Raw genomic sequence first — 26,312 nt, 5'->3', positions numbered from 1 at the left:
TCTTATTTTAATTAAATACAATGCATGATACAATAATTTGTCTTGCAAATACATACAAATATGGAAAAATCAAATATGTTTAAAAGTTTAAAAAACGATATACCCGCAAGTATTGTTGTCTTTTTTGTGGCATTACCTCTTTGTTTGGGAATTGCCTTAGCCAGTGGGGCTCCTTTGTTCTCTGGTCTTATTGCTGGAATTGTAGGAGGAATTTTAGTTGGAGCATTAAGTGGTTCACAAATTGGTGTGAGTGGTCCAGCGGCTGGACTGGCAGCGATTGTTCTTACTGCAATTGGTACCTTAGGAGGTTTCGAAAACTTTTTATTGGCCGTAGTTCTCGGAGGAATTATTCAAATGGTATTTGGCTTTTTAAAAGCAGGTATTATTGGCTATTATTTCCCTTCTTCAGTAATTAAAGGAATGCTTACAGGAATAGGAATTATTATTATTCTAAAACAGATTCCACATTTCTTTGGTTACGATGCAGACCCTGAAGGAGATTTCGCTTTTTTTCAAGTAGATGGCGAAAATACGTTCTCAGAAATTATTAATGCAATTAATCATATTAGTTTAGGACCAACTATTATTGCCATAGTATCACTCTTGATTTTATTGTTGTGGAGTAATGTTCTTTCAAAAAAAGGAAAAATATTTAATCTAATTCAGGGACCTTTAGTAGCAGTTGTAATTGGAATCCTTTATTTTGTTTTTACGCAAGACAGTGAAACCCTTAGTATTTCAGAAGAACACCTTGTAAGCGTGCCAGTACCCAATAGTTTTGATATGTTTTTAGGACAATTTAGTACACCTAATTTTTCTGAAATATTAAATCCCGCTATTTGGATTACGGCATTTACTATAGCGCTTGTTGCAAGTTTAGAAACACTTTTGTGTGTTGAGGCTACTGATAAATTGGACCCACAAAAAAGGGTAACACCTACGAACAAAGAATTACTTGCTCAAGGTGCAGGAAATATTGTCTCTGGTATGATTGGTGGTTTACCTATTACACAAGTAATTGTAAGAAGTTCTGCTAATATCCAATCTGGTGGAAAGACAAAGATGTCTGCTATCATACACGGTTTCTTTTTATTAATATCTGTAGTTGCAATACCTACTTTACTTAATAAGATACCACTATCTGTATTAGCTGCGGTTTTATTAATTGTAGGATATAAGTTGGCAAAACCGGCGTTGTTTAAGAAAATGTACCAATTAGGTTGGAAACAATTTGTTCCGTTTTTAGTAACGGTACTTGGGATTGTATTTACCGATTTATTAATTGGAATCGGATTAGGACTCGCTGTAGGTATTGTGGTGATTTTAATTAAGAGTTATCAAAATTCGCACTTCTTACATATAGAAGATAAGAGTAACGGAAAGCACAAAATTAAAATGACCCTTGCCGAAGAAGTTACTTTTTTCAATAAAGGAGCTATTCTTAAAGAATTAGATAGCTTACCAACAGATTCTTATTTAGAGTTAGACGTAAGGAAAACTAGATTTTTAGACAACGACATCATTGAAATACTTGATGATTTTTCAGAAAAAGCTAAAAATAGAAATATTGACATTCAGCTTGTTTCTGAAAGAGGAGTTGTAGAAAACCCAGAAAGTTTTATTCAGTTTTTTAAACTGCGTCCAAAAACAATATAATAACTAATAACATGATATGAAAACACATTCAGAAATATCAAAAAGTAAGTTGTTAGTACTCATAGATAAACCTAATAATTCCTCCCAAGTTATTGAAGATGCAATGCATTTTGCAAAATTGATTCATGCAAGTATTGATATACTTCAGGTAGAACCGCCAATAAATGTGGTAAAAAATGAAAATCAAATTACTACAATGAGGTCAATAAACGAAAAACGTTATCATCAAGAAATGGCGTTAAAAGATATGGTTGTTAAAATTAAAAAAGAGGTAGCACTTCCTGTGGTTAGCAATTTTACCATCGGAAATGTTAAAAATGAAATTAAAAATCATATTGAAAAAACAAATCCAGCCATTATTGTTTTAGGAAAGCGTAAGAAAAAAGTGGGAGGTCTTATTGGTGATAAAATTACCAAAGAAATCCTAAATTCTTATAAAGGTAGTGTTTTTATATCAGATAAAGGACAAAGAGCTGCTTCTACAGAAAACAAATCTATAGGCTTTGTAAATTCTATAGTTGGTACAGAGAATATAGCATTTGTAAACGAATTGAAACGACATTACAAAAAGCCTCTCAAAATATTTAAAACTTTTGTAAATAATGCTATAGATAATCACAACAGTAGTGTGTCAAAGGCATCATCCATGGAGCTGGGAATGAATACAATTGTTTATGAATTTGATGAAAAAAATAATTTCTCAGAAATGGTTAATTTTATATCAAAAAATGATCTAGCTTTTCTGTGTGTCAGCAAAAGCAACCAAAAAAACGAATCATCTAAAAGAAAATTAAACAACTTGTTAACCAGTACAGTAGAAAAGACAAACGTCCCTGTACTTGTTTTAAATACTAACGTAAATTAATACACATGAAAGCACATACAAAAGAAACGCAAGCAGCTATGACACCAAATACTGCTTTACAAGCACTAAAAGATGGAAACACAAGATTTGTAAATAATAAACAGGTTTCTAGAGATTTATTAGAACAAGTGGCAGATACTAGCAAAGGGCAATTTCCATTTGCAACAGTACTTCACTGTATCGACTCAAGAGTATCTGCAGAATTGGTTTTTGACCAAGGAATTGGTGACTTGTTTAGCATTAGAATTGCTGGAAACTTCGTAAATGAAGATATTCTAGGAAGTATGGAGTTTGCTTCTAAATTAGCAGGTACTAAGGTCATTGTAATCTTAGGGCATACCGCTTGTGGTGCCGTAAAAGGAGCTTGTGATCACGCAAGATTAGGGAACTTAACTAGTTTGATTCAAAAAATTGAGCCAGCAGTTGCTGCTGTTACAGAACCAGCAGATGAAAGCATGCGTACCTCAAAAAATATTGATTTTGTAAACAGTGTAGCTGTTAAAAACGTACACATGACTATCGATAATCTTCGTGCAAACAGCCCTGTCCTAAAAGAGATGGAAGATAATGGAGAAATTAAAGTAGTAGGGGCGATGTATCACATCGAAAATGGACAGGTTGAATTTTTATAATACCTAGTTCCACATCATAAAAAAACCGCTTTTAAACAGAAGCGGTTTTTTTATTTTATAGTATTGCCTATGTTAAATCGGTAGGCAATCCTCCCAATCTTTTCTCTATTTTTTTCTTTTTAACGGTAAGTCTTTTCATAAGATCCATTAAATCGCTATCCTGAGTTTCTTTATATAGTTCGTTAATGGCAAGGATGAGTCTTTTTGCTTCACGTGACGCAGTAACTTTATCACTTGTAGACATATGGCTCATTTTTGCATCTTCAAAAACTTTTGCTTGTGCGAGTATATCTTTCATATAATACGTTTAATCCTTCGTAAATCTAATTAAACAAAATAAGTGCTGCAAATTTTTACAACGCATTTTATTTTCTTTAAGCGGCAATATTAGCATATTTTTTTAGAATTGCCCTAACATTCACTAAAACATCGATGCAGTTTCTTCGTACTTTGAAAACCATTTATAATGAGCTTTCATTATTGCTTCTTTATTTTCGTTAATATGGTTGATAAATTCCTTAGCGACATTTGTTAGATTTTTTGAGTTAAGCCAAATAAGATTCCAATTTGTTGTTATGGGAAGACCTTTTACGGGTATAATTTGCAGGTCTTTGTTTTTGAGTTCATTTTTTATTCCAATTAGTGGCATTACCGAATATCCTATTCCTGCTACTATTGCTTGTTTAAGCGCTTCATTAGATTTTAATTCCATGTGTTTATAGGTAGATATTTTGCGAGAGGATATGAAACGTTCCATAGCATTTCTTGTGGCAGAACCCTGTTCCCTGTAAATAAGCGGGAGTTGCTCTATGGTCTTTGTTGAAATGTTTTTTCCAGTCTGTTTGAAATTTTTACCACCCACAAAGAATAGTTTGTTTTCCATTAATTCTATTCGATTAATTTTTGCGTTTTTAGGGATGGTAGAAACCATAGCAAAGTCTACTTCATTGTTTTCTAATGAGCGCATTACTTCTGCTTTATTTGTGACATCCATAGCAAGATCTACTCCTGTGTGTTCTTTTAAAAAATCTGATAAAAAATAAGGCATTACATATTTTGCAGTAGATACAATGGCAATTTTTAACTTTCCTGAAATTTCTCCCTGAAATGATAATGCTTTGTAGTTAATTGCCGATACTTCATTGAGTATTTTTTCTGCAGCAAGTGCTATTTCCTCACCAAATTCTGTGATAAATAAGCGCCTGCCTACAATTTCAAAAAGAGGAATAGTAAATTGTTCTTGAAATTTTTTTAATTGAATTGAAACGGCTGGTTGTGTTAAGAATAACTCCTCTGAAGCTTTAGTAACACTCTTTAGAGTGGCTATTTTATGGAATATTTCTAGTTGGTGCAATGTATAGTTCATTATTATTTTTTATGATTTAGATAATAAATATAAATAAAAATATATAAATAAAAGTTTTCATCTTTGCTAAAAATAAATCAAAATATAAAATCATGATTCAATTACATCAACAAAAAAAAGCACGAAAAGGGATTGTTTTATTTTGGAGCGAAAAAGCTAAGAGTGTCGATTATTTAAAACTAATAAAAATACTTGCGATTGTAAGTGTGTTTACTTTTTTTATTTTTCTATCGCTACAAAATAATTCATTGTTTTTTGGTGAATTAATTACGGGTTCAATTATTGTTTTGCTGTTGTGTGTTTTAAATGTAATTCAAAACACTGAAAATAGATAACATGGATTTGCATTTATTGTTCGATAATTTGACAAACCCAGCTTTATTGTTTTTTTTCTTAGGAATCATAGCAGTTCGGTTAAAAAGTGATTTGTGTATTCCAGAAAACTCTTCAAAATTCATTTCATTTTATTTGTTGCTTTCAATTGGTTTTAAAGGCGGTCAAGAACTTTCTCACAGTGAGTTTTCTGTTGAAATTGTTTGGTCATTGCTCTTTGGAATATTGCTTGCGGTCGTTGTGCCTGTTTTTACTTATTTTATCTTGAGACGAAAATTTAATGTAGAGAATTCGGGAGCAATAGCTGCGGCGTATGGCTCTGTAAGTGCTGTAACGTTTGTAACTACAATTTCTTTTCTTGAGTTGGAGCAAATTGCATTTAGCGGACACATGGTGGCTGTAATGGCTTTGATGGAGGCGCCATCAATTATGGTTGGATTGTTGTTAATTACACTTTTTAGTAGGAAGAAAAAAGACGAACGAATAGCTCCCAAAAAAGTTTTACATCACGCACTAACAAACGGAAGTGTATTGTTGATTATTGGTAGCCTTTTAATAGGGTTTTTTGCAAGTGAAGCCCAAGCAGATGGCATCAAACCTTTTACTACTGATATCTTCAAGGGTTTCTTGGCGGTCTTTCTCCTTGATATGGGGGTAACTAGTGGAAAGAAGTTGTCTGAATTTCTTAAGAAAGGGCGCTTTGCATTTCTGTTTGCAATATTAATCCCAATTTTTAATGGAACCTTAGTTTCCTTTTTAACTGGGTTTTTTATTTCTGAGGTAGGGGATAGGTTGCTATTTGCAATTCTCGCTGCGAGTGCTTCTTATATAGCTGTACCTGCGGCTATGAAATTAGCTGCGCCCAAGGCTAGTCCAAGTTTATATATTCCTATGGCCTTGGCTATCACATTTCCTTTTAATATCACTCTTGGTATGCCTTTATATCTTTACTTGATTAAATTTGTATAAAAATAAATTATGATTAGTATAAGATATATAAATAAAATTAAATAATTAATAATGTAGATATTTGTATTTTGAATAAATTATAAAATAAACCAATTAATAAACATACAATGGAAACTCTAGAACAAGTAAAATTTAAAAAGGATCAAAAAATTAATTTAATTCAAGGGAAGTTTTCTGCATCAGAAGCTGCAGACATCATTAATGATGTGCTTGATGTAAAAATTAATTTTCACAAAATCAAACGCCTCTCAATCACAGAGGGTGATTTAGAAAATGCATGTGATTATGATAGTGGAAGAATAGATGAGTTATTACAAGAAAAAATAGTAGCCAAAGAATTCTTTTCGCAAGCTAGATTGCAAGGAAAGAAATTGAAAATGACAAGTACAATTCAAATCACAATCGAGGAGTAGAAAAAATGGAATGTATTGCGTTAGATACTTTAATGAATGAAAATTAAAATGAAAAAGAAATTGCATTCCTCAAAACGTTAATACGTTTAAAGCGACTCTAAATTCGGGGTCGCTTTTTTTTATACCAATTTCAGATTGGATATCATACGCTCAGTTTGTTCTGGGTCTATTAAAATGATAGGTTCTGAATATAACAGGGGCATATTATCTTTATAACGATCTCTCAATAGATTGTTTATTTGTGAAAATAGTAGTGATTTTGAAATACATTTTAATTTATATCTAACAGAAGTATCAATCATTTCATTTGTATCAAGGGTTTTATAAACATCTAATTTTGTTATCATAGCATTTACAACTAGTTTCTCTTTTAATAATAATTCTGCAATCTCTTTTAATTGATCGCTTTCCTTTGATATAACTTGTAATGTCATCATAGCTATTAATACTTTAGTATCCCCTAAAAGTACAAATGAAATATAAAACTTTCACAAAAAAAAGTTAAACACACTTATTTAATAGTATTACTATTATAAATTTGAATAAAATTCAACTTAAAATATGAAACTACCTACTATGTCGCCTTGGAAACGTTTTATTGGGCTCTTACAATTAGATAGAAAAGACATTCGCCAGATATTTTATTATGCTGTTTTTGCAGGTCTAGTTGCATTGACATTGCCCTTAGGGATTCAAGCAATTATAAATTTAATTCAAGGAGCACAAGTTTCAACTTCTTGGATAGTATTAGTCGTTTTAGTAACTCTAGGAGTTGCTTTTCAAGGAGTTCTTCAACTCATGCAAATACGCATTTTAGAGAACATGCAGCAAAAAATATTTACGAGAGCATCGTTCGAATTTGCCTACCGTTTTCCAAAAATCAAGATGGAAGAACTTAGGAACTACTATCCGCCAGAGTTAGCCAACCGCTTTTTTGATGTACTCACCATTCAAAAAGGATTATCGAAAATACTAATCGATTTTCCTGCTGCTGCTTTGCAAATTATATTTGGATTGATATTATTATCTTTCTACCACCCCTTTTTTATCATCTACGGTTTCCTTCTAGTATTATTGATTTACATCGTGTTTAAATACACCGCAAAAAAAGGACTAGAAACAAGTTTAAAAGAGTCTAAAAGCAAATACAAAGTAGCACATTGGATACAAGAAGTATCTCGTTCATTGATTAGTTTTAAATTATCGGGGACCACAAGTCTTGCTATGAACCGTAACGATGAGCTTACCACAAATTATCTAGAAGCTAGAGAAAGTCATTTTAAGGTATTGGTATCTCAGTTTGTAAAATTAATAGGCTTTAAAGTATTGGTGACTGCCGGTCTTTTAGTTATTGGAGGTTTGCTAGTACTTAATCAGCAAATGAACATCGGGCAATTTGTTGCTGCAGAAATTATCATCTTATTGGTGTTAAGCTCTGTTGAAAAATTAATTAATGGCTTAGAATCTTTTTACGATGTCCTCACATCGCTCGAAAAAATTGGTCAGGTGGTTGATAAAGAGCTAGAGCCTCAAGACGGTGAGGATCCTTTTGGAATTACTAAGAATTTACTTATTGAGCTAGACAATCTTAATTACACAACCCCAGAAGGGCTCAGTATCTTAGAGAATATTAGTTTTAACATCACCAGTACTGATAGAATTTTATTAGATGGTGCTTCTGGTTCTGGGAAAACGACCTTATTAAAAATATTATCTGGACTCCTGAGGCCTTCAAAAGGTGCCTTGTATATTAATGATGTGTCTGTTAATGGTATTTGGCCCAACCGATATCGAGCTCATGTAGGACAGGTGCTCCCTTCGCAAGATCCTTTTGAAGGCACTATTTTAGAAAACATCACTTTTGGAAGAAAAGATATCTCTCAAGAACATTTACACACCATATTACGAGAAGTTGGATTGCTTGAGTTTATTAAGCAACAAGCCAACGGAATTAATACCATATTATACCCAGAAGGACAACAAATTCCGTTTACGGTTTCAAAACGTATTGTTTTAGCAAGAGCAATTATTCATAATCCAAAAGTATTACTACTCAAGGATCCCTTAGAGCATTTTGAAGCATCTGAAGCAGTAAGGATTATAAAATATTTAACGGCTCCAGAGAGGCCTTGGGCTTTGGTAGTATCTAGCAGAAATGAACTCTGGAAATCTAATTGCAATCAGACACTTAAAATTTCCGAAGGAACTATTCACTCAAAAAAGTAAAACGTATGCTTAATATTTCTCATAACCAGTTAAATAAAAAAGTTTCCTTAAATGGATACAAAGCATTTGGTAAAGCATTTGCCTCAAAGCATAATACCTATTTTAATCGCTTTTTAGCCATTTCAGCGTTTATTTTAGTCGTGGTGCTTTTTTTACCTTGGACTCAAAATGTGAGTGGTAATGGTTTTGTAACGACGCTAACCCCTGGGCAGCGACCGCAAACCATACAGTCTCCTATTCCTGGTAGAATAGAAAAATGGTATGTAAACGAAGGTGATTATGTAAAAAAAGGAGATACCATTTTGTTTATTTCTGAAATAAAAACAGAATATCAAGACCCTAAGTTGGTAGAAAGAACCAATCAACAGCGCGATGCAAAAAGCAACTCGGTACTTTCTTATAAAGAAAAAATTAAAGCCTTAGAAAATCAGGTAAGCGCTCTGGCAACAGAACGTTCGTTAAAATTATCTCAAGCCAAAAACAAATTGCAACAAGCACAATTTAAAGTGAAAAGCGATAGTATTGACTTAAAAGCTGCTCAAACAAATCTAAGCATCGCAACCACCCAGTTTGATCGAAGTGTAACGTTGCAAGCTGAAGGCTTAAAGCCAATGACCGATGTAGAAGCAAAGCGATTAAAGTTGCAAGAAACACAGGCAAAACTTATTTCTCAAGAAAATAAATTGTTGGCTAGTAAAAACGAAGTGATAAACGCTAGACTTGAAATTAACAGAATATCTGCCGAGTATGCCGATAAAATTGCCAAATCACAAAGTGATAAATTCACTGCGGCTTCGAGCCAGTTTGATGCCGAGGCGCAGGTGTCAAAATTAGACAATCAATCCTCTAGTTACTCGCTTCGAAACGCTATGTATTATATTACTGCACCTCAAAACGGATATATCAATACTGCTATAAAGGGTGGAATAGGAGAGACCTTTAAAGAAGGGGAACGTCTGGTAGGAATCATGCCAGCGCAGTATGATTTGGCAGTAGAAACTTTTGTTAATCCAATAGACTTACCGCTCATGCACATTGGTGAAGATGTTCGTATTCAATTTGATGGTTGGCCTGCCATATTCTTTAGCGGTTGGCCAAATGCCTCTTTCGGTACCTACGCTGGAAAGGTGGTTGCCATAGAAACCTTTATTAGCGAAAATGGAAAATTTAGAATCCTCATTGCACCAGATCCTAAAGAAAATACCTGGCCAGAAAATATACGTGTAGGATCAGGTGCTTATACCATTGCCTTGTTAGAAGATGTGTCTATTTGGTACGAGCTGTGGCGACAACTTAATGGATTTCCGCCAAATTATTATACCCCAGATATTTCAGAAACCACTAAAAAGAAGACTTAGATGAGAATATCGTATACGTTTATCTATTTCGTAGCTTTTTTCGCTTTCGCGGAAATTTTAGCAGCCCAGAATATTGCTAAACCCTCAGATAATGTACTTTCATTTGAAGAGTACTTAGGCTTTGTAAAGCAACACCATCCTTTGGTGAAGCAAGCAAATCTTGTGTTAGAACAAGGAGAAGCAAACCTGTTGAAGGCAAGAGGAGGTTTTGACCCTAAAGTGGAGGTTGATTACGATAGAAAGAAATTTAAGGATACAGAGTATTACGACCAACTAAATGCGGCTTTCAAAATCCCAACTTGGTATGGGATTGAATTTAAAGCAGATTTTGAAGAAAATACAGGCGCTTTTTTAAATCCGAATCTCAACGTTCCCGAGGGTGGATTGTACAGTGCGGGTGTTTCGTTTTCCTTAGCTCAAGGATTTTTAATGAATGAACGAATGGCTTCTTTGAAAAAAGCACGATTTTTTACAGAGCAAACCCAGGCAGATAGAAATTTATTGGTAAATACAATTGTTTTTAATGCAAGCAAGGCCTACTTTCAATGGGTTCAAGCGACCATTGAACAACAGATTTACGCAGATTTTTTAAAGAATGCAGAAATAAGACTTGAAGCAGTAAACCAGAGTGTTGCTGCTGGAGATAAAGCAGCAATAGATATTACAGAAGCGCGAATTGCAAAACAGAACAGAGCACTTGCATTAGAAGCGGCTACACTCAAAAGAAGAAAAGCAGCTTTAGAGGTTGGTACTTTTTTATGGCTTAATGATGTACCTGTTGAGCTTCAAGAGAACACCCGTCCGTTGCAGCCAGAAATCTCTTCTCTAGAAGCATCTTTAATGTTAGAAGGTATCACAAATATAGAAGCGCTGTTGGTAAGTCATCCTAAGTTGCTAAGCTTAGATGCTAAGATAAATGTGTTAGAAGTAGACAAGCGTTTAAAGCAAAATAGATTATTACCAAAGCTAGATTTGCAATATAACTTTTTATCACAGGAGGCAGATCAGTTTTCGGCTTTTACAGCCGCAAATTACAAAGCTTTCGTTAATTTCAGTATCCCTATTTTTTTAAGAAAAGAGCGTGGTGACCTCAGGTTGGCAAATATAAAATTGAAGGACGCTGCTTTCGAGAGAGTCGCTACACAGCTTACGCTTAAAAATAAGATAGATGCCGTAGCAGCAGAAATAGCATCTTTGAACACACAAAATAATATGGTGACGACAATTGTTGAAGATTATCAAGCGTTGGTAAATGCCGAAGAGCGCAAATTTTTCTTGGGTGAGAGTTCTTTGTTTTTAATTAATGCCAGAGAACAAAAATTAATAGATGCGCAATTAAAGCAAAACGAATTGGCTGTAAAAGAGCTTAATGCCACAGCAATGTTGTTCAATACACTTGGAATTGTGGAAATAAATTAATGCAAAATAGAACCATCATGATATTATCGCGAAGCAATACATTAACAGAAGATATAATAGCAGCCCGCAAAGAAGGATACACTTCAGATTTTATGTTTAAAGATGGTGTACTACTCTGTAGAACAAATCTTGTTACCTACGATGCCTCTAGTTGTATTCTTGTAGAGTATTGCCGTCATGAAGGGATGAATGATCCTGGTGATAGTTCAATACTATTTTTAATAGCTTGTAATGATGGTATTAAAGGCTGTTTAACAAGTGCCTACGGAATCGATGCAGATAATGACCTCATTGACTTTGTGATGTCTCTCCCTAAAAACAAGGAATAGCACAAGCAAAAGTTAATAATTAACTTATACACAAATGGGAATAAATCGTTCAAAAGTATTGGGATTTGTAAAAGAATACATCCAAATTTTTATTGGAATTTTGTTAGCAAGTATTGGACTTAAGGCCTTTTTGTTACCCAACGGTTTTTTGGATGGTGGTGTTACAGGTATAGCTATTCTTCTTAGTAAATTTTTAGATATAGACATATCGATTATCTTAGTCTTGGTGAGTATTCCGTTTCTGGTGATTGGATATTTTACCATATCGAAGCGTATTTTGGTAAAATCGGTGATTTCTATTATTCTCTTAGCTATTTCAATCAAATTAGAAACCTTCCCTGTTGTTACAAACGATACGTTATTGATAGCAATTTTTGGTGCTTTATTTCTAGGATTAGGTATCGGTTTAGCGATCCGAAATGGCTCTGTGTTAGATGGTTCTGAAATTTTAGGGATCTTTATATTCGATAGATTTGGTATTAGTATTGGAAAAAGTATTTTGTTTTTTAATGTGATTTTATTTTCAATTACCGCACTTATTGTCTCTATGGAAATTGCCATGTATTCTATACTTACATACATTATTACTGCGAAAGTAATAGATCTCGTTATAGAAGGTTTCGAGGATTTTGTTGGATTTACAATTGTTTCTAGAGAAGCGAAGGCTATAGAACATGGATTGTTACAGGTAATAGGAGCGGGAGTAACTGTTTACCAAGGAGTATCTGGCTATGGTAGTTCTGGAGCGCAAGAAAAAACGCGTATTATTCATACCGTTGTCAATCGTATTGATATTAGGAAAACGTACCGACTCCTTAATTCAATAGACAAAGATGCCTTTATTATCGAGTTCGACATCAATAGTGTAAAAGGGGGTGTTTTGCGAAGGTATATCAACAAGAAAAAAGGAACTAATCTTGCACCTTCTATCCGTCAAAAAGGTACATAAAAAAGGGTTTGCAACGCAAACCCTTTTGTTTTAAATAATAGTGCTCCCCTTTAGGCGGGCTTCAATTTTTCTCTTTTTTGCTGTGATGCGTTTCATGATATCCATCAAGCTTGTGTCTTTTGTTTTCTTATACATTTCGTTAATAGCAAGAACAAGTCTTTTTGCCTCTCGCGATGCATGTACGCGATCACTGGTAGACATATGACTCATTTTTGCTTTTTCAAACTGAGCTGCTTCTTGTAATAGATCCATAACATATTTTTTTTGTTTAACTTTTTAATAAAAATAATTAAACATTGTTTTTTTTGCAAGCTTAGGTGATTGATTGTGTTTATTTTAACATTGATTGGATTTATGGTAGATTAAAAAAGATTATTTAGTTGCAAATTGATTGAGTTTGGGCACTCGTTTTTAGAAAAGACTTAAATGAATCTTTTATTCCTAAAAGCTATCCCCGAACCCGATTTTAAATAGCGTTCAAAATCATAGGCTTTTTGTTTGTCTTTAAACATTGAAAAATGTACCAAGGATACTGGAAGTTTATCTTTTGTATAAGATACTTGACCTTTTCGATGGGCAATGAGTCTGTTTGTGATGTTGGTTGTATATCCTGTGTAATAGGTACCGTTGGAACATAAAAGTATGTAAACTGCATAAGGAAGTTCCATTGTAATTCTTTTTTGGAACTGAGGAGTATTATAAAGATAAGAAATTTAAGTACTAAGGAAAAGCTCGCCGTCGCTTTGTTTAAAAGTTACAATGTTTATTTAGAGGTAAATAATTGGATCGGCATCCACCGCCCGCGTGTCGCAGAAGATTTAGCTTAGGCACAAGCTCATCATCTAAATTTAATAAAGTTGTAACAAATAAAAAGCCTCCTTCGCTTTGCTAAAAAGTCGCAATATTTTTTGAGAGGGAAACAGTTGGATCGCTATCCACCGAAGCCCTGTATTGTATAGTATAAATAGTTGCCTAAATTAAAAAGCCCTCCTGCGCTTTGCTAAAAAGTCGCAAAGCTTCGGAGGGCGTAGGTGGAGTCGGAGGGATTCGAACCCTCGTCCAAACGTGTACTATTACAGCGTTCTACATGTTTAGTTTTCATTTAAATTTTCGAGAACTTGCCGGTCGAAAACTACCAACGCATTCCTTATTCTAAATTAGATGTCTCAAAGATGTCTAGACACCATCCTCGATAGGTTTACTTCTACGAAGTCACTATATCAAAAACCGTAAACCAAGGTGTTTGAGTGACTTCCTGCTTGTCTGCCTTGCAGACCGAGGCGTAATCCTACTATAATTCAGATTATGCAGCTAGGGCGTAGTTATTCTCGCCGTTTAAAAAGTGTGAAAAATGAGATTTAAGAGCTGTTTCCCAGCGCTCTACATGCTTACCATACTAGTGAACCCGCTGTCAAAACCAGTCGACCCCATTTTGTAGTGCTCAGTGTTCAGTAGCAGTATCCAGTTGTAAATAAACTAAATACAAGATACGTATCCTGAATTAGTATCGTGTGTCTTTTTTCCTTTCGCTAAAAGCTTCAGTCAAAAAGTCGGGCTATTCGCTATATCTCTCCATAGCCTACGGCGAAGGAGAGGATGCCGCTACTATCCCTCACACAGCCTCTGCGCTCAGTCTCGTTAGATTCTAAAAGTAATAAGTGGTACACTATTTTTTTAAAAAATCTGCCAAGTCTTTCACTCGAGAGGAAGGCAAAGATACACGAAAAACGCTATCTTTGACATCCAATTTTATATTTCAAAAATTATACCACATGCCAATCACTTTTGCCATCATAAAAGAACGTAAAAATCCACCCGATAGACGTGTTGTTTTTTCTCCAGAAAAACTAAAAGAAGCTGCAGCGCAATTCCCTGAAGCTCATTTTATTGTAGAGTCTAGCGATATCCGTATTTTTAGTGATGATGCGTATCGTGCTGCCGGATTTGAAGTGAAAGAAGATGTAAGTGAAGCAGATGTGATGTTAGGGGTAAAAGAAGTGCCTATTGACGCATTAATACCTAATAAAAAGTATTTTTATTTTAGTCATACCATCAAAAAGCAGCCATACAATAGAAAATTATTGGTAGCCATGCTAGAAAAAAATATTGAAATGTACGATCATGAAACCATTACCAAAGCAAATGGAGGTCGTTTGATTGGTTTTGGACGCTATGCAGGATTGGTAGGTGCTTATAATGGATTTAGAGCCTTAGGAATACGCGATGGTATTTTCAACTTACCAAAAGTAGAGCATTTACCAGATTTAGATGCTGTAAAAGCCGAACTTGATAAAATAACCCTACCCAACATTAAAATAGCTTTGTCAGGAACTGGTAAAGTGGCTAAGGGAGCTAAAGAAATCTTGGACCACCTTAACATTTCCGAAGTAACAGACACCGTGTATTTAAATTCAGAGTTTACAGAGCCTGTGTACTGCATGCTAGATGTGATGGAATACAACAAACGCAAAGATGGGAAGGCTGGAGATAAGTATGCTTTTTATAAAGACCCTTCTGGCTATGAAAGTAACTTCATGCCTTACGCAAAAGAAACCGATTACTTTATCGCAGGACATTTTTATGGCAATGGCGCTCCCTATTTATTTACCAGAGAAGATGCAAAACATCCCGATTTTAGAATCAATTTAATTGCCGATGTTTCTTGCGATATCGACGGACCTGTTGCCGCTACGATAAAACCATCTACCATTGCAGATCCTTTTTATGGCTATGATCCACAAACCGAAACTGCCGTAGCCATGGATGCTCCTGGAGCAATCACAATGATGGCAGTAGATAACTTACCTTGCGAACTTCCAAAAGATGCCAGTGAAGGTTTTGGTGATATGTTTTTAGAACATGTTATCCCTGCCTTTTTTAATGGAGATAAAGAAGGAGTTTTAGAACGTGCTAGAATGACTACACAAGAAGGAACTCTTACTTCTAATTACGCTTATTTACAGGATTATGTATCTGGTAAAGAATAGTATTATATGTTAAAAAATATTTAGTTTTTAACAAAAAGTGTATTTTATCGGATAAAACGTGCTTTTCATGGATTTTTTTATTTTATTTGTTTCACCCAAATAACTTAATGAATGCCCCATGAAAAATTACTTCTCCGCAATGATACTCACATTGTGTATCTCTTTACTTTCAATTACCTCTTCGCTTGCTAATGTATTTAATTCTGTACCGAATGTTTCTTCAAACTCGCTAATGCTAGCCATCGAGTGTCCAGAAACAATTACAGAAACCACAACACCAAGCTGTCAATTTGAATTATTAGACTATACTAACTTAGCAGTCTTGACAAATGTTGGTGCAACACCTACAGTGACACAGTCACCTACACCAGGAACAAATGTGGGGGTAGGTATTACTTCTGTAACACTAACAGCCGATGATGGAACTACGGTTGTGAGTTGTTCTTTTGACGTGCTAGTAGTGGATACTACTTCTCCTACCTTGACATGTCCGTTAGATCAAGTTGAAATTTTTGATGAAAACTGTCAGTTTGTTTTGCCAGATTATACCTTATTGGGTAGTGCTTCAGACTCTTGTAGTCCTGGAAGTATTCCAATTACACAAAACCCTCCTGCGGGTACCATTATTTCGGGTACTACAACCATTTTTTTATTGGCAACAGATGAAGCAGGAAATACAGGAGCATGTACGTTTAATGTAATTGCCAATGATATTACACCACCAACTATTGTTTGCCCAGAAGACAGAGAAGAGTTTACAAATGAAGATTGCCAGTTCGTAATCCCAGATTATAGTGCTACAGCGACGGTAAATGATAATTGTGGTATACCCACTATAGAACAAACGCCTCCTGCAGGAACTATTGTGGGGCTTGGGCCGGTAACAATCACTTTGCTTGCGAGCGATGGAACAAATACAACACCTTGTTCATTTGAGATTACGGTGATTGATAATTCGCAGCCTACCATGATCTGTCCTGAAAATCAAATAGAAGATTTTGATGCTAATTGTGAGTTTATCTTACCAGATTATAGAGATCTTGCAACAGTTATAGACGCCTGTGATGGGGGACCATTTTTGTTATCGCAAGACCCAGAACCGGGAACATTAGTTACAGAGAATACCTTAGTAATTTTAAGTGCAGAGGACAATGCTGGAAACATTGGTTCTTGTAACTTTATGGTGATTCAAAACGATATTATCCCTCCTACAATTACATGCCCAGAAACAACCATTGAAGAGGTAAATGCAATAGATTGCATGTTTGTACTCCCAAATTATTCAAGCCTTGCCATAACAGAAGATAATTGCAATGCCGAGGTAACCGTAACGCAAGACCCTGCTCCAGGAACATTGGTAGGAATGGGTACAACTACGATTACACTCATTGCAGATGATGGTACCAACACCTCTCAGTGTAGTTTTGAAATTAATGTGCAAGATACTACAGGTCCAGAAGCTGTTTGTAGTGCTATAGAGGTGCCGCTTGATGCAACCGGAAATGCTAGTATTACAGCAGAGGCTATAGGAAGTAATTCGTCCGACTTTTGTGGAATTGAAAGCATGAGTATCGATACTATGAACTTTACCTGTGATCAACTAGGAGCAAATACCGTAGTACTAACAGTTACAGATACAAATGGAAATACGAGTACTTGTGAAGCAATAGTTACAGTTACAGATCCATTGTTTGTATGTAATCAATTGCCTATTGCGCTTTGTCAACCAGTAACTTTAGAAGCAAACGACTCATGTCAAGGAGAGGCAACAGCAGCAGACTTTGATGCAGGTTCTTTCGATCCAGATGGTTTGCCAACAACTGTAACAGTAATTCCAGAAGGACCGTATCCATTAGGAGTTACAAATGTTGTATTAACAATTAATGATGGTGTATTTGACGCAACTTGTAATACAACAGTAACTGTAGTTGATACTACACCTCCAGTTCTTACTTGTATAGAAGACCAGTTTGAAGTAATTGATGGTACCTGTAATTTTATACTTCCAGATTACACCCTAGCGGTGAATGCAACAGATAATTGTAATACACTAGAAGTTACTCAAGTTCCTGCGCCTGGAACAACGCTAATAGATGGAAGTACTGAAATTACAATTACTGCGAACGATGGTTCAAACGAGGTTACTTGTAACTTCTCAGTGATCATAGAAAATATAAATACACCTACTGCTGTTTGTCAAAATATTACTGTTCAATTAGATGCTACCGGAATTGCTACTATAACTCCAGCTGCTGTTGATGGTGGTAGTTCATTTGTTTGTCTGGAGGGCGCATCCATGTCTCTTGATATAGATACGTTTACCTGCGATGCCATTGGCGAAAACGAAGTAGTATTAACACTCACAGAACCAAATGGTAGTATTGCCACATGTACTGCGATTGTTACTGTAGAAGATACAGTGGCACCAACAGTAGTTTGTGAAGATATAACAATTACACTTGATCAAAATGGAGTAGCTACTATTACTGCTGCTTCAATAGATGGTGGAAGTACCGATGCTTGTGGTATCGCTACTACTAGTATAGATACAACAACTTTTGATTGTACTATGTTAGGGCCAAATACAGTAACGCTTACGGTGACAGATGTACATGGTAATATAGCAACCTGTGAAGCTACTGTAACAGTTGAAGATGATATTTTACCAATTGCTATGTGCCAAAGTATTACCATTTCGTTAGATGAAAATGGTATGGCAACGATCGCTCCAGAAGATTTGGATATGGGTAGTTTTGATAACTGCGGAAATACTAGTACGTCAATAGATGTTAGTGAATTTACCTGTAGTGACATTGGAACCAATGCAGTTGTTTTTTCTGTGACAGATGCTCAAGGTAATGTAGCTACTTGTGAATCATTTGTTACCGTAATTGATACTATTGCACCTGTAATTGATTGTCAAGAGATTACTGTAACACTAGATGAAGACTATATGGCAGTTCTTACTGTTGCCGACTTTGGTACCATAACAGATAATTGTGAAATTGTAAGTACAGAAATAAGTACTTCAACATTCGATTGCTCATCCATAGGTGTTAATGAAGTTACCATTACTGTTATCGATCAAGGCGGAAATGAAGCTAGTTGCACAACAACAGTAACTGTAGTAGAAGGTGTTTTTGCGCCAAACGCAGTATGCCAAAATGTGACCGTGCCTTTACAGCAAGATGGTACAGCTACCGTATCGGCCATTGCTTTTGATGGCGGCTCTACAGGAGTGCGATGTGAAGATGGATATAGTATTAATATTTCTGAGTTTTCTTGTGCAGATGTGGGAGCACCTATTCAAATAGAATTCACGGTTACCAATGCTGCAGGAGAAACAGATTCTTGTGTTGCTTTTGTAAATGTTATCGATGGTTTGTCTCCAGCGCTTACGTGTCCAGAAAATCAATCGGTCACTTCTGAGGGGCCATATGTGTTACCAGATTATTTTGTAAATGGTGAAGCTGAAGCTATTGATAATTGTAGTACTTCTTTAGTGACTGACCAAGATCCTAGTCCAGGAACTGCGTTGCCACAAGGAACACATATTATAACATTAACAGCAATAGATGAAGGAGGATTTGAAACTGAATGCGAGTTTGTTTTAGTGGTAGACGATATATTAGGAGTTCAAACCCAAGAAATAGCTATCGATGCATTGAAGTTGTTTCCAAATCCAACTACAGATTATATTTCAATTGCAAACCCTAATTTGCTTTCTATAGAAAATGTTAGCGTGTACGATCTTACAGGAAGAATGGTGCTACAACAGAACATTTCAGAAATAAACGAAACACAAAGTTTTGATATATCAATATTACAAAGTGCCCAATATGTGGTGATTATTTCAACAGAATATGGTCAAGTAATTCATCAATTTATAAAAGAATAGATGTTTATTGATTGGTATAAAAAAAGAGGATGTTTTTAGCATCCTCTTTTTTTATAGATAGTAAAGCAAACCCACAAACCTATCCCAAAGCATAGGGTAGTTCCTATAGCTAGTGGACTTACAGAACTCTTTAAAACACTTGTAGCTAGCGTCGCTGGATTTTGAATAAGATCCCAAGAGTTAAAACGCAAAAAGCGTCCTAAATAAATACCAAATCCACATAAAAAGTGAATGATTGGAATTCCAAATTTGAGTGTTTTTTTTGAAATATGAGCACTCCAAACAACTTCCATGTCACGTACAGATTGCAGGTAGAAGTAAAGTCCGCCTATAGCAAAAGATGCAATCAATAGTGCATCTAAGACCAAGAAATTCGATTCTTGGTGGGTGAGGTGTATAAAATCTGTGATAATATAAGGTGCGTTTGGAAGAAATAACAGCCAAGTACCACTCATAAGTAATAAGACAAAGCGATGATGCGACTTTTTACTTCTCGCATAAAAAGAAATACAAAAAGGAATGGCCGCTAAAAAGAGGTTCCATACCAAAAAGAGTAGGAAGAAAGAATGTGAAATTTTAAGACGTAATCCTAATAATGCAATACAACAAAAAGATATTAGAAATGTAATGCTTACGGTTGTAAAGCGTTGAAATAGATATGATTTAATGTGTTGCATGGGTTCTGTATTTTTCAATAATAATAACAAGTATGGCTCCTGCGATATAGGCAAAAAGATCTCTCACATCAAAGGTGTTTCCTAAGATGATGTATACTAAAGTGTTGTCGATGTGTAACATTTCAGAAATACCTAAAAGCTGAAAAAACTCAATTAAAAAAGCAATGCCAAGCACAATACTCAAGCTTCGTGTTATGGATGCTTTTGAAAATGCTCTAATAAAACAATAGAGTAGTGGTATTACGAGTACGTCTCCTACCACATTTCTAATAAACTTGGTGAAATGAAATAGGGCAATGGCAACTTCTGTAACTAAGAGTAATACGCCTATGATGATGTATTTTTTCATATGTTTATGCATTGTTTTGTATGTCTGATCGAGCGCTCCCGTAGCCTCGGGACGAGAACTACATTGAAACCAAACAAGTTATAGTTCTCGACTGCGCTCGAACAGACAGCCTATTCACTATCAATTATTCATTTCCCCAATCTATTTTTTTGGAAGCAAACATGATGATTCCTAATATCACGAACAAGCCAATGCTTCCCACTAAGAGTGCATAGTTTTCTAATTGAATGATGACATAGATAAAACCATACAAAGAGGCTAGAGAACCCGCTATGAGCAATGGGAACTTGAATCCTTTTAAAATCGCTTTCGAATAGGCAGTAATAAGCAGCAAAACTGAAGCGGCTGCCGTAGCGTAGGCTGTAAGGAAACTACTGTGTTCACTTATTGAAATGAGCAAGGTATAAAACATAACCAGTGCCAATCCAATCATGACATATTGAAACGGATGAATGTATATTTTACTCACTATTTGTATCATTAAAAAGACCAAAAGCGTAAGACCGATAACCATAAAACCATATTTGGCAGTGCGTTCTGCTTTTTGATACTCGTCTACAGGAATGATTAGTTCGGTACCAAAACTAAACTCAGTTAGATTTGGTAATTGGTTGTAAAATATTTGCTCGAACTGTCGATTTATTTGATATACTTCCCAGGCAGCTTTAAAACCGTTTTCAGATTGTTCTCTAGAGCCGTCCATGGGTAAATACCTTCCTGTGTGGCTAGGCGAGTGCCAATTTGAGCTCATAGATGCCTTAGTTTCTTTTCCGATAGGAATGAATGAAAGACGTTCGCTACCGTTAATTTTAACATCAAAAGTAAACGTTGTGGGAGTGGTTGCTGTTGCATTAAAACCAGTAATGATCTCACTTTGTATGGTGTGCAAATAGCCGGTGTCATACTTTGGCGACATGCTTAAAGTTTCATTATTTAGAGTAATGTTCATGCTACTTCGAATCCCTTTTATATTACTTGTTTGAATAAGGAGTACCGCTTTATCCCAAACAATGTCCTCTGGTTTAATATCTTTTTCTGAGAAGTCTATCTTCGGAAATTTCCCTTGTACGGATATATCTGCTGTGTAGACTACAGATTCATAAATACTTCTATTAAGGGGTTTGCTATTTACATCTGAAGTGATTTGTAAATCATCTGGAAATTGATATGCGTAATTAATAACTGTTTCCGTTTTGGTGTCGTATACTTTGGTTTTTTCATTGTAGACCTTTTCTTCGGTATAGGTTTTATAAGGGATTTTTAAAATGGGTCCCGAGAGAATTATTTCATTTCCCCATTTGTCATTAATTTCCCTAATGACTTCAGTTTGCCTAGCAGAGCGCTCATAAATGAGACCCTTTACAAATTCTAGGGGTATTAATAAAACAATTAATAAAAAGCCCACAACGAGCATTCTAGCAGTGATAGAGTTTCGTAACCAATGTGTAAATTTTCCTTTCTTGTTTTCCATGATGTAATGTGTTTAAAATTATATAGCGTATGTAAATATGATGTGTGCATAGCCCAATGCAATTGGTATGTTTATGCTAATGTAGCCTATGGCTTTAAAGGTGTCTTTGATGTTTTCTTTTAGCATTAGCCCAAAGAGTAATACCAAAACAAAATATGCATTGCAGAGTACCGAAATGGCTACATAATAAAATCCTATTAGAGTAATAGTATTCAATCCTTGCCAACAAAATTGCAGGATAAACAATACGGTACCTATCGCAAAAAAGAAAGCTGCAAGCCTTTTAGCGCCTATTATTTTGTGTGTCATATGTGATGTAATTTTGGTTTATTAAATTTATTTATTGAGAAAATCATGTGTTTAAAATCTTCAAAATCTACAAGCAGTACCTTTTTGTAATCGAAATGATGAAAGGTGTTGCATTGTTTTCCAAAATGATACGATTGCCTATAGTAGGGGAGGTACTCTGGTAACAGTAAGGTTCCAAGAAGTAACACTCCAAAGAGATAAAGGGTGCGTTTCCCATTTCCGAAACAACAATATTGTAAGGCAATTTCGTCTTCTACAGATGTGTCATATCCAGTAAGCAGGTGGTAGGCGTCATGACGTTCTACTTTGGGTATTAATTCAAAATTTTGTGTATCAAGAAGTCTCCCTAGCTGATATCCAAAAGAGTTTTTTGGCATTTCAAGGAGTTCTTCTGTTGTGATTCCCCAGGCTTCTTTTTTCTTGAATTTACAATACAGGTGCATGGTAACTTCAAATAACCAATGAATTATATTTTTTCTTTTCTCTTTCATAAAGTACTTTGTTTTTCAAAGTGAATTAATAAATAAAAAAGGCTATCCTTTTCTAATTAATTTTTCTAGTGCGTTGATGTGTTTCGTAAACGCAAGTTTCCCAGCTTTTGTGGCACTATATCTCGTATTTGGTTTTCGCCCAATAAATTGTTTTTCTACCAGTATATAGGCTTCTTTTTCTAGTGCTTTTAAATGACTTGCTAAATTACCATCGGTAACTTCTAATAGTTCTTTGAGCCTATTAAAATCTGCATCCTCATTCACAACAAGAATAGACATGATACCTAGACGTATGCGGTGGTCAAAAACTTTATTGATGTTTTCTATAATTCCCAAACCTATTTTTTTTCTTGTTGTAACATCACAATTCCATATACAATATGCAACACCCCAAAACCAAGAATCCAAAGCCAAAATCCATAACCAGGTAGTACTGCACAAATAAGACCTAGTACTATTTCTATATAACCAAGATATCGAATATGACCTATACTATAAGTAGAGGCGTTAACAAGTGCTAGTCCATAAAAGATAAGCATCAGTGCTCCCGTTTGACCATATTTTTGTTGTCCTAAAATAATTAATATATAGATTCCTCCCGTTACTAATGGAATTAAAAAGTGTGCTAACAACCTTTTGGTGGTTGTATCCCAAATGGAGACTCCATCTTTTTTGGCTTTTCTTGTAGTTATGTATATCGCTGTACCTACACTTAGTAAAGCTATTAATACTAAATCTAGCATGATTAATTTAAATACATAACCATCAAGGATGAGATAATCTCTGCCGCTATTGGCTACAATATAATAGGCTATTGCACCACCTATTAGTGCATAGATTCCAGCCATAATTCCAGCCCAACCACTTAAAGAAATAAAACGAGATGATTTGGTCATCAAATTCTTGATGTCACTAATGTCTTTTAAATAATCTTGCTCACTCATAATAAAGTACTTTGAAATACAAAGTAATATAATATTTCAGAAACACACACCTTTTTTAGCATTTTTTTATGGATAGGGGGAAAACACCCCTGTTAGAAATAGGTAAAAGGCCTATTGACTGTTGTCTTGATTTAATGAATCTTTGTCTTGTATTAATCATGCATTATAAATTGGGGAGTTTATAGATTAATTTCGATAAAAAGCTGTCATCTAGACGGCTTTTTTTTGCCTTTTAATTTCTTTTTATATTTATACTATGAATCCAGCTGAGGCATACATCCTTAACAAGCCAGAACCTTTTCGTGCCATGTTATTGCACTTGCAAGTCATTATAGAGCATACCATTCCTGATGCAGTTCTTTTATACAAATGGAGAATGCCTTTTTATTATTTGGGGGGTAAGCAAGGTTTTGTGTTTTTAAATCAAAGCAAAAATTATATAGATGTTGGCTTTTGGCATGGGGCACACTTAACACATCACGAAGAGCATCTTATTTCTGAAGGTAGAAAACATATGAAGTCACTACGCTATTTTTCGTTAGCAGATATTGACGATAGTATTTTAATTGATGTCCTAAAAGAGGCTTATAGTGTAAGAGATAAAAAGTATTATAAAGAATTATAACGTATTCACTACCTTTTTTAAAGCCACTAAATCTGAAAGAAGTTTTTCTAGATTGGCTAAATCAAGCATGTTAGCACCATCGCTTTTGGCATTGGCAGGATCAAAATGTGTTTCTATAAACAGACCATCTGCCCCGGTAGCAATTCCTGCTCGAGCTATAGTACTTATCATTTCTGGTCTACCTCCAGTAACTCCTGCGCTCTGATTAGGTTGTTGTAAACTATGGGTAACATCAAGTATAACTGGAGCATATTGTTTCATGGTAGGAATGCCCCTAAAATCTACAATCATATCTTGATATCCAAACATGGTACCTCTGTCTGTAATCCAGGCCTTATCACTTCCAGCATCTTTTACTTTCTGCACGGCATGTTGCATGGCTTCAGGGCTCATAAACTGACCTTTCTTTAGGTTTACCACTTTACCCGTTTTGGCTGCTGCCACAACCAAATCTGTTTGACGCACTAAAAACGCTGGTATTTGAAGGACATCTACATACTGTGCTGCCATAGCAGCGTCACTCGCTTCATGAATATCTGTTACAGTTGGGACATGAAAAGTTTCAGAAACTTTACGTAAGATTTTTAATGCTTTCTCATCACCAATGCCTGTAAAACTGTCAATTCTACTTCGGTTTGCTTTTTTGAAACTTCCTTTGAAGATATAAGGAATTTCTAGTTTGTCTGTAATTGATAGTATTTTTTCGGCAATACGCAAAGCCATATCTTCTCCTTCGATAGCACAAGGCCCAGAGAGTAAGAAAAAATTATTAGAAGAAGTATGTTTTATATTGGGTATCTGAGATAACTGCATAACTAGAATTTATGCTACAAAGATAGACAACAAAATCATTACCCATGCGCTAATTTTTACTGACTTTCTTTTATAAAGACCCATTGATATCCATCAAACATAAATATTGCTGTGGGATTATCACCTATGGTAAACGATCCTAATGTTAAAGGTGCAGATAAGTCTGTGTTAGCAATTTGGATATCAAATGGGAACGTAGATCTTTTTCTTATCATTATAAACGTACCAATTCTTTGAGCAGCGATGCTGTTTGAAGCAGTTGGCAATGTCACCGTGCTGCTATAATTTCCGTCAAATGTTGTGTATACAAGTGCATCTGCCGGAATGAAGCTAGGATTGTTGTTAGTACCCAATAAAAAAGGAGTATATTCTTTGGTGTTTGGGGCTCCACTCAATAAATTCCCATCGGCATCTGCTTGGATAAGTCCTTGTGATAAATCTCTTGATCGAATGGTTCCATTTACATCGAGCATTGTGGTAGGAGTTCTGGTATTGATACCTACTTGACTCATCATGATACTACTAATTCCTAGAAATAGGCTTAGAATAATTGTTTTCATATGCTTTTTTTAAAGCAAAAGCTGGTGAGGAAGTGTTAAGAGTAAGAAGATATTGGGTTTACAAAACTATGTCTTTTACTATTTGAAAAAAAAAATATTCGATAAACGATACAATACCTCTATAAACGAGTTAAAAAAGCTTTTTTAGTACTAGAGATATCATTACTAAGAGTGATATTTTAACAGTGTATCTGAAGTATAACCAATATAATAGGTGTTTAAAATTTCAGAATAGAGAATGTAAGTGTAAGCTGTCATATGTTTTAAAACAAAAAATCCCCAAGAGGGGATTTAATGTGAGCCCGATAGGATTCGAACCTATGACCGTCCCGCTTTTAAGCGGGATGCTCTATTTCTTAGAGTTGATGAGTTCTAAAATGAATTTTCTAGATTTTCTACCTTTTATATAGCGCTCTCTTGCGTATGCCTCCTTTTTAGAATTGAAAGTCTCAACATGGGCATATATCCAATCATTAGATTTTCCTGTAAATCCCTTATGATTTGTATTGTGTTTTCTCAGTCTTTCTTTGAGTGTATCTGCAGTATAACCAATATAATAGGTGTTTAAAATTTCAGAATAGAGAATGTAAGTGTAAGCTGTCATATGTTTTAAAACAAAAAATCCCCAAGAGGGGATTTAATGTGAGCCCGATAGGATTCGAACCTATGACCG

At 35.1% G+C, this 26,312-nt stretch carries 28 protein-coding genes, 1 tRNA gene, 1 other RNA gene and 1 pseudogene; 14 read left to right on the top strand and 17 right to left on the bottom strand.

Features of this window, described 5'->3' with window-relative positions; genetic code table 11:
• The first annotated feature begins 75 nt into the window (after positions 1-75).
• The 3 genes from ACY2RS_RS14450 to ACY2RS_RS14440 are packed head-to-tail and all read left to right on the top strand — an operon-like array spanning position 76 to position 3,153.
• Positions 76-1,656, top strand: a complete 1,581-nt coding sequence (locus ACY2RS_RS14450) for a SulP family inorganic anion transporter (protein ID WP_490099403.1) — start codon at positions 76-78, stop codon at positions 1,654-1,656.
• A gap of 16 nt (positions 1,657-1,672) precedes the next feature.
• Positions 1,673-2,521 carry a universal stress protein gene (locus tag ACY2RS_RS14445; protein WP_490099374.1) on the top strand — a complete coding sequence of 283 codons (849 nt, stop codon included), beginning with the start codon at positions 1,673-1,675 and terminating at the stop codon, positions 2,519-2,521.
• Between the two features lie 5 nt (positions 2,522-2,526).
• A complete protein-coding gene (locus ACY2RS_RS14440) occupies positions 2,527-3,153 on the top strand; it encodes a carbonic anhydrase family protein (RefSeq protein ID WP_490099373.1) in 627 nt (208 codons plus the stop codon).
• Between the two features lie 67 nt (positions 3,154-3,220).
• Here the strand turns inward: ACY2RS_RS14440 and ACY2RS_RS14435 are convergent, their stop codons facing one another.
• Positions 3,221-3,451, bottom strand: a complete 231-nt coding sequence (locus tag ACY2RS_RS14435) for a hypothetical protein (protein WP_490099372.1) — start codon at positions 3,449-3,451, stop codon at positions 3,221-3,223.
• A gap of 123 nt (positions 3,452-3,574) precedes the next feature.
• A complete protein-coding gene (locus ACY2RS_RS14430; protein ID WP_490099371.1) occupies positions 3,575-4,519 on the bottom strand; it encodes a LysR substrate-binding domain-containing protein in 945 nt (314 codons plus the stop codon).
• A 92-nt stretch (positions 4,520-4,611) separates the two neighbouring features.
• On the opposite strand from ACY2RS_RS14430, the gene ACY2RS_RS14425 reads away from it, so the two are divergent.
• From ACY2RS_RS14425 to ACY2RS_RS14415, 3 genes are all read left to right on the top strand, one after another.
• The gene (locus ACY2RS_RS14425; RefSeq protein ID WP_490099370.1) at positions 4,612-4,854 is read left to right on the top strand and encodes a hypothetical protein; all 243 of its coding nucleotides are present in this window, start codon (positions 4,612-4,614) and stop codon (positions 4,852-4,854) included.
• Between the two features lies 1 nt (position 4,855).
• Positions 4,856-5,821 carry a sodium-dependent bicarbonate transport family permease gene (locus ACY2RS_RS14420; protein ID WP_490099369.1) on the top strand — a complete coding sequence of 322 codons (966 nt, stop codon included), beginning with the start codon at positions 4,856-4,858 and terminating at the stop codon, positions 5,819-5,821.
• Between the two features lie 107 nt (positions 5,822-5,928).
• On the top strand, positions 5,929-6,234 hold the full coding sequence (locus tag ACY2RS_RS14415) for a hypothetical protein (RefSeq protein WP_490099368.1): 306 nt from the start codon (positions 5,929-5,931) through the stop codon (positions 6,232-6,234).
• 119 nt (positions 6,235-6,353) lie between these two features.
• Here the strand turns inward: ACY2RS_RS14415 and ACY2RS_RS14410 are convergent, their stop codons facing one another.
• Positions 6,354-6,671 carry a hypothetical protein gene (locus tag ACY2RS_RS14410; RefSeq protein ID WP_490099367.1) on the bottom strand — a complete coding sequence of 106 codons (318 nt, stop codon included), beginning with the start codon at positions 6,669-6,671 and terminating at the stop codon, positions 6,354-6,356.
• Between the two features lie 124 nt (positions 6,672-6,795).
• Between ACY2RS_RS14410 and ACY2RS_RS14405 the strand changes: the two genes are divergently transcribed.
• From ACY2RS_RS14405 to ACY2RS_RS14385, 5 genes are read left to right on the top strand one after another with little or no spacing between them, the layout of a single operon-like run.
• A complete protein-coding gene (locus ACY2RS_RS14405) occupies positions 6,796-8,460 on the top strand; it encodes a peptidase domain-containing ABC transporter (protein ID WP_490099366.1) in 1,665 nt (554 codons plus the stop codon).
• Between the two features lie 5 nt (positions 8,461-8,465).
• Positions 8,466-9,818 (top strand): HlyD family secretion protein, encoded by a 1,353-nt coding sequence (locus ACY2RS_RS14400; RefSeq protein ID WP_490099365.1) that lies wholly within the window; start codon positions 8,466-8,468, stop codon positions 9,816-9,818.
• Positions 9,819-11,237 carry a TolC family protein gene (locus tag ACY2RS_RS14395; protein ID WP_490099364.1) on the top strand — a complete coding sequence of 473 codons (1,419 nt, stop codon included), beginning with the start codon at positions 9,819-9,821 and terminating at the stop codon, positions 11,235-11,237.
• A gap of 17 nt (positions 11,238-11,254) precedes the next feature.
• Entirely contained in the window at positions 11,255-11,566 is a 312-nt protein-coding gene (locus tag ACY2RS_RS14390) for a hypothetical protein (RefSeq protein ID WP_490099363.1), read from the top strand.
• Positions 11,567-11,600: 34 nt separating this feature from the next.
• Positions 11,601-12,515, top strand: a complete 915-nt coding sequence (locus ACY2RS_RS14385; protein WP_490099362.1) for a YitT family protein — start codon at positions 11,601-11,603, stop codon at positions 12,513-12,515.
• A 30-nt stretch (positions 12,516-12,545) separates the two neighbouring features.
• Here the strand turns inward: ACY2RS_RS14385 and ACY2RS_RS14380 are convergent, their stop codons facing one another.
• The 3 genes from ACY2RS_RS14380 to ssrA form a co-directional block, all read right to left on the bottom strand.
• Positions 12,546-12,767 (bottom strand): hypothetical protein, encoded by a 222-nt coding sequence (locus ACY2RS_RS14380; RefSeq protein ID WP_490099361.1) that lies wholly within the window; start codon positions 12,765-12,767, stop codon positions 12,546-12,548.
• 170 nt (positions 12,768-12,937) lie between these two features.
• Entirely contained in the window at positions 12,938-13,183 is a 246-nt protein-coding gene (locus ACY2RS_RS14375) for a GIY-YIG nuclease family protein (protein ID WP_490099360.1), read from the bottom strand.
• Positions 13,184-13,544: 361 nt separating this feature from the next.
• Positions 13,545-13,944, bottom strand: a transfer-messenger RNA (tmRNA) gene (gene ssrA / locus ACY2RS_RS14370).
• Positions 13,945-14,293: 349 nt separating this feature from the next.
• Here ssrA and ACY2RS_RS14365 point away from each other — a divergent pair.
• A complete protein-coding gene (locus ACY2RS_RS14365) occupies positions 14,294-15,502 on the top strand; it encodes an NAD(P)-dependent oxidoreductase (protein ID WP_490099402.1) in 1,209 nt (402 codons plus the stop codon).
• A gap of 139 nt (positions 15,503-15,641) precedes the next feature.
• On the top strand, positions 15,642-19,400 hold the full coding sequence (locus ACY2RS_RS14360; protein ID WP_490099359.1) for a T9SS type A sorting domain-containing protein: 3,759 nt from the start codon (positions 15,642-15,644) through the stop codon (positions 19,398-19,400).
• 35 nt (positions 19,401-19,435) lie between these two features.
• Here ACY2RS_RS14360 and ACY2RS_RS14355 read toward each other — a convergent pair whose 3' ends face one another.
• From ACY2RS_RS14355 to ACY2RS_RS14325, 7 genes are all read right to left on the bottom strand, one after another.
• Complete coding sequence (locus ACY2RS_RS14355) at positions 19,436-20,077, bottom strand: DUF1361 domain-containing protein (RefSeq protein ID WP_490099358.1); 642 nt, start codon at positions 20,075-20,077, stop codon at positions 19,436-19,438.
• The gene (locus tag ACY2RS_RS14350; RefSeq protein WP_490099357.1) at positions 20,064-20,426 is read right to left on the bottom strand and encodes a ribosomal maturation YjgA family protein; all 363 of its coding nucleotides are present in this window, start codon (positions 20,424-20,426) and stop codon (positions 20,064-20,066) included. The genes ACY2RS_RS14355 and ACY2RS_RS14350 overlap by 14 nt, the downstream gene beginning before the upstream one ends.
• Positions 20,427-20,550: 124 nt before the next feature.
• The gene (gene creD / locus ACY2RS_RS14345) at positions 20,551-21,897 is read right to left on the bottom strand and encodes a cell envelope integrity protein CreD (RefSeq protein ID WP_490099356.1); all 1,347 of its coding nucleotides are present in this window, start codon (positions 21,895-21,897) and stop codon (positions 20,551-20,553) included.
• 18 nt (positions 21,898-21,915) lie between these two features.
• Positions 21,916-22,206 carry a hypothetical protein gene (locus ACY2RS_RS14340; protein WP_490099355.1) on the bottom strand — a complete coding sequence of 97 codons (291 nt, stop codon included), beginning with the start codon at positions 22,204-22,206 and terminating at the stop codon, positions 21,916-21,918.
• A complete protein-coding gene (locus ACY2RS_RS14335; protein ID WP_490099354.1) occupies positions 22,203-22,697 on the bottom strand; it encodes a hypothetical protein in 495 nt (164 codons plus the stop codon). The genes ACY2RS_RS14340 and ACY2RS_RS14335 overlap by 4 nt, the downstream gene beginning before the upstream one ends.
• A gap of 42 nt (positions 22,698-22,739) precedes the next feature.
• The gene (locus ACY2RS_RS14330; RefSeq protein ID WP_490099353.1) at positions 22,740-23,033 is read right to left on the bottom strand and encodes a winged helix-turn-helix domain-containing protein; all 294 of its coding nucleotides are present in this window, start codon (positions 23,031-23,033) and stop codon (positions 22,740-22,742) included.
• 2 nt (positions 23,034-23,035) lie between these two features.
• Positions 23,036-23,641, bottom strand: a complete 606-nt coding sequence (locus tag ACY2RS_RS14325; protein ID WP_490099352.1) for a hypothetical protein — start codon at positions 23,639-23,641, stop codon at positions 23,036-23,038.
• Positions 23,642-23,897: 256 nt separating this feature from the next.
• Between ACY2RS_RS14325 and ACY2RS_RS14320 the strand changes: the two genes are divergently transcribed.
• Entirely contained in the window at positions 23,898-24,266 is a 369-nt protein-coding gene (locus ACY2RS_RS14320) for a DUF1801 domain-containing protein (protein ID WP_490099351.1), read from the top strand.
• Here the strand turns inward: ACY2RS_RS14320 and kdsA are convergent.
• The 4 genes and pseudogenes from kdsA to ACY2RS_RS14300 all read right to left on the bottom strand — a co-directional run.
• Complete coding sequence (gene kdsA, locus ACY2RS_RS14315; protein WP_490099350.1) at positions 24,261-25,079, bottom strand: 3-deoxy-8-phosphooctulonate synthase; 819 nt, start codon at positions 25,077-25,079, stop codon at positions 24,261-24,263. The genes ACY2RS_RS14320 and kdsA overlap by 6 nt on opposite strands.
• Before the next feature lie 56 nt (positions 25,080-25,135).
• On the bottom strand, positions 25,136-25,639 hold the full coding sequence (locus ACY2RS_RS14310) for a hypothetical protein (RefSeq protein ID WP_490099349.1): 504 nt from the start codon (positions 25,637-25,639) through the stop codon (positions 25,136-25,138).
• Between the two features lie 297 nt (positions 25,640-25,936).
• A tRNA-Leu gene (locus ACY2RS_RS14305) sits at positions 25,937-26,056 on the bottom strand.
• Positions 26,037-26,243: pseudogene (locus ACY2RS_RS14300) on the bottom strand (GIY-YIG nuclease family protein); the annotation flags it as partial. The gene ACY2RS_RS14305 and the pseudogene ACY2RS_RS14300, both read right to left, overlap by 20 nt.
• Positions 26,244-26,312: the final 69 nt, after the last annotated feature.

The organism is Patiriisocius sp. 208BN25-11, assembly GCF_058147145.1.
Note: the sequence above shows the minus strand (reverse complement) of the source record. Positions and strands in the feature narration are given on the sequence as shown.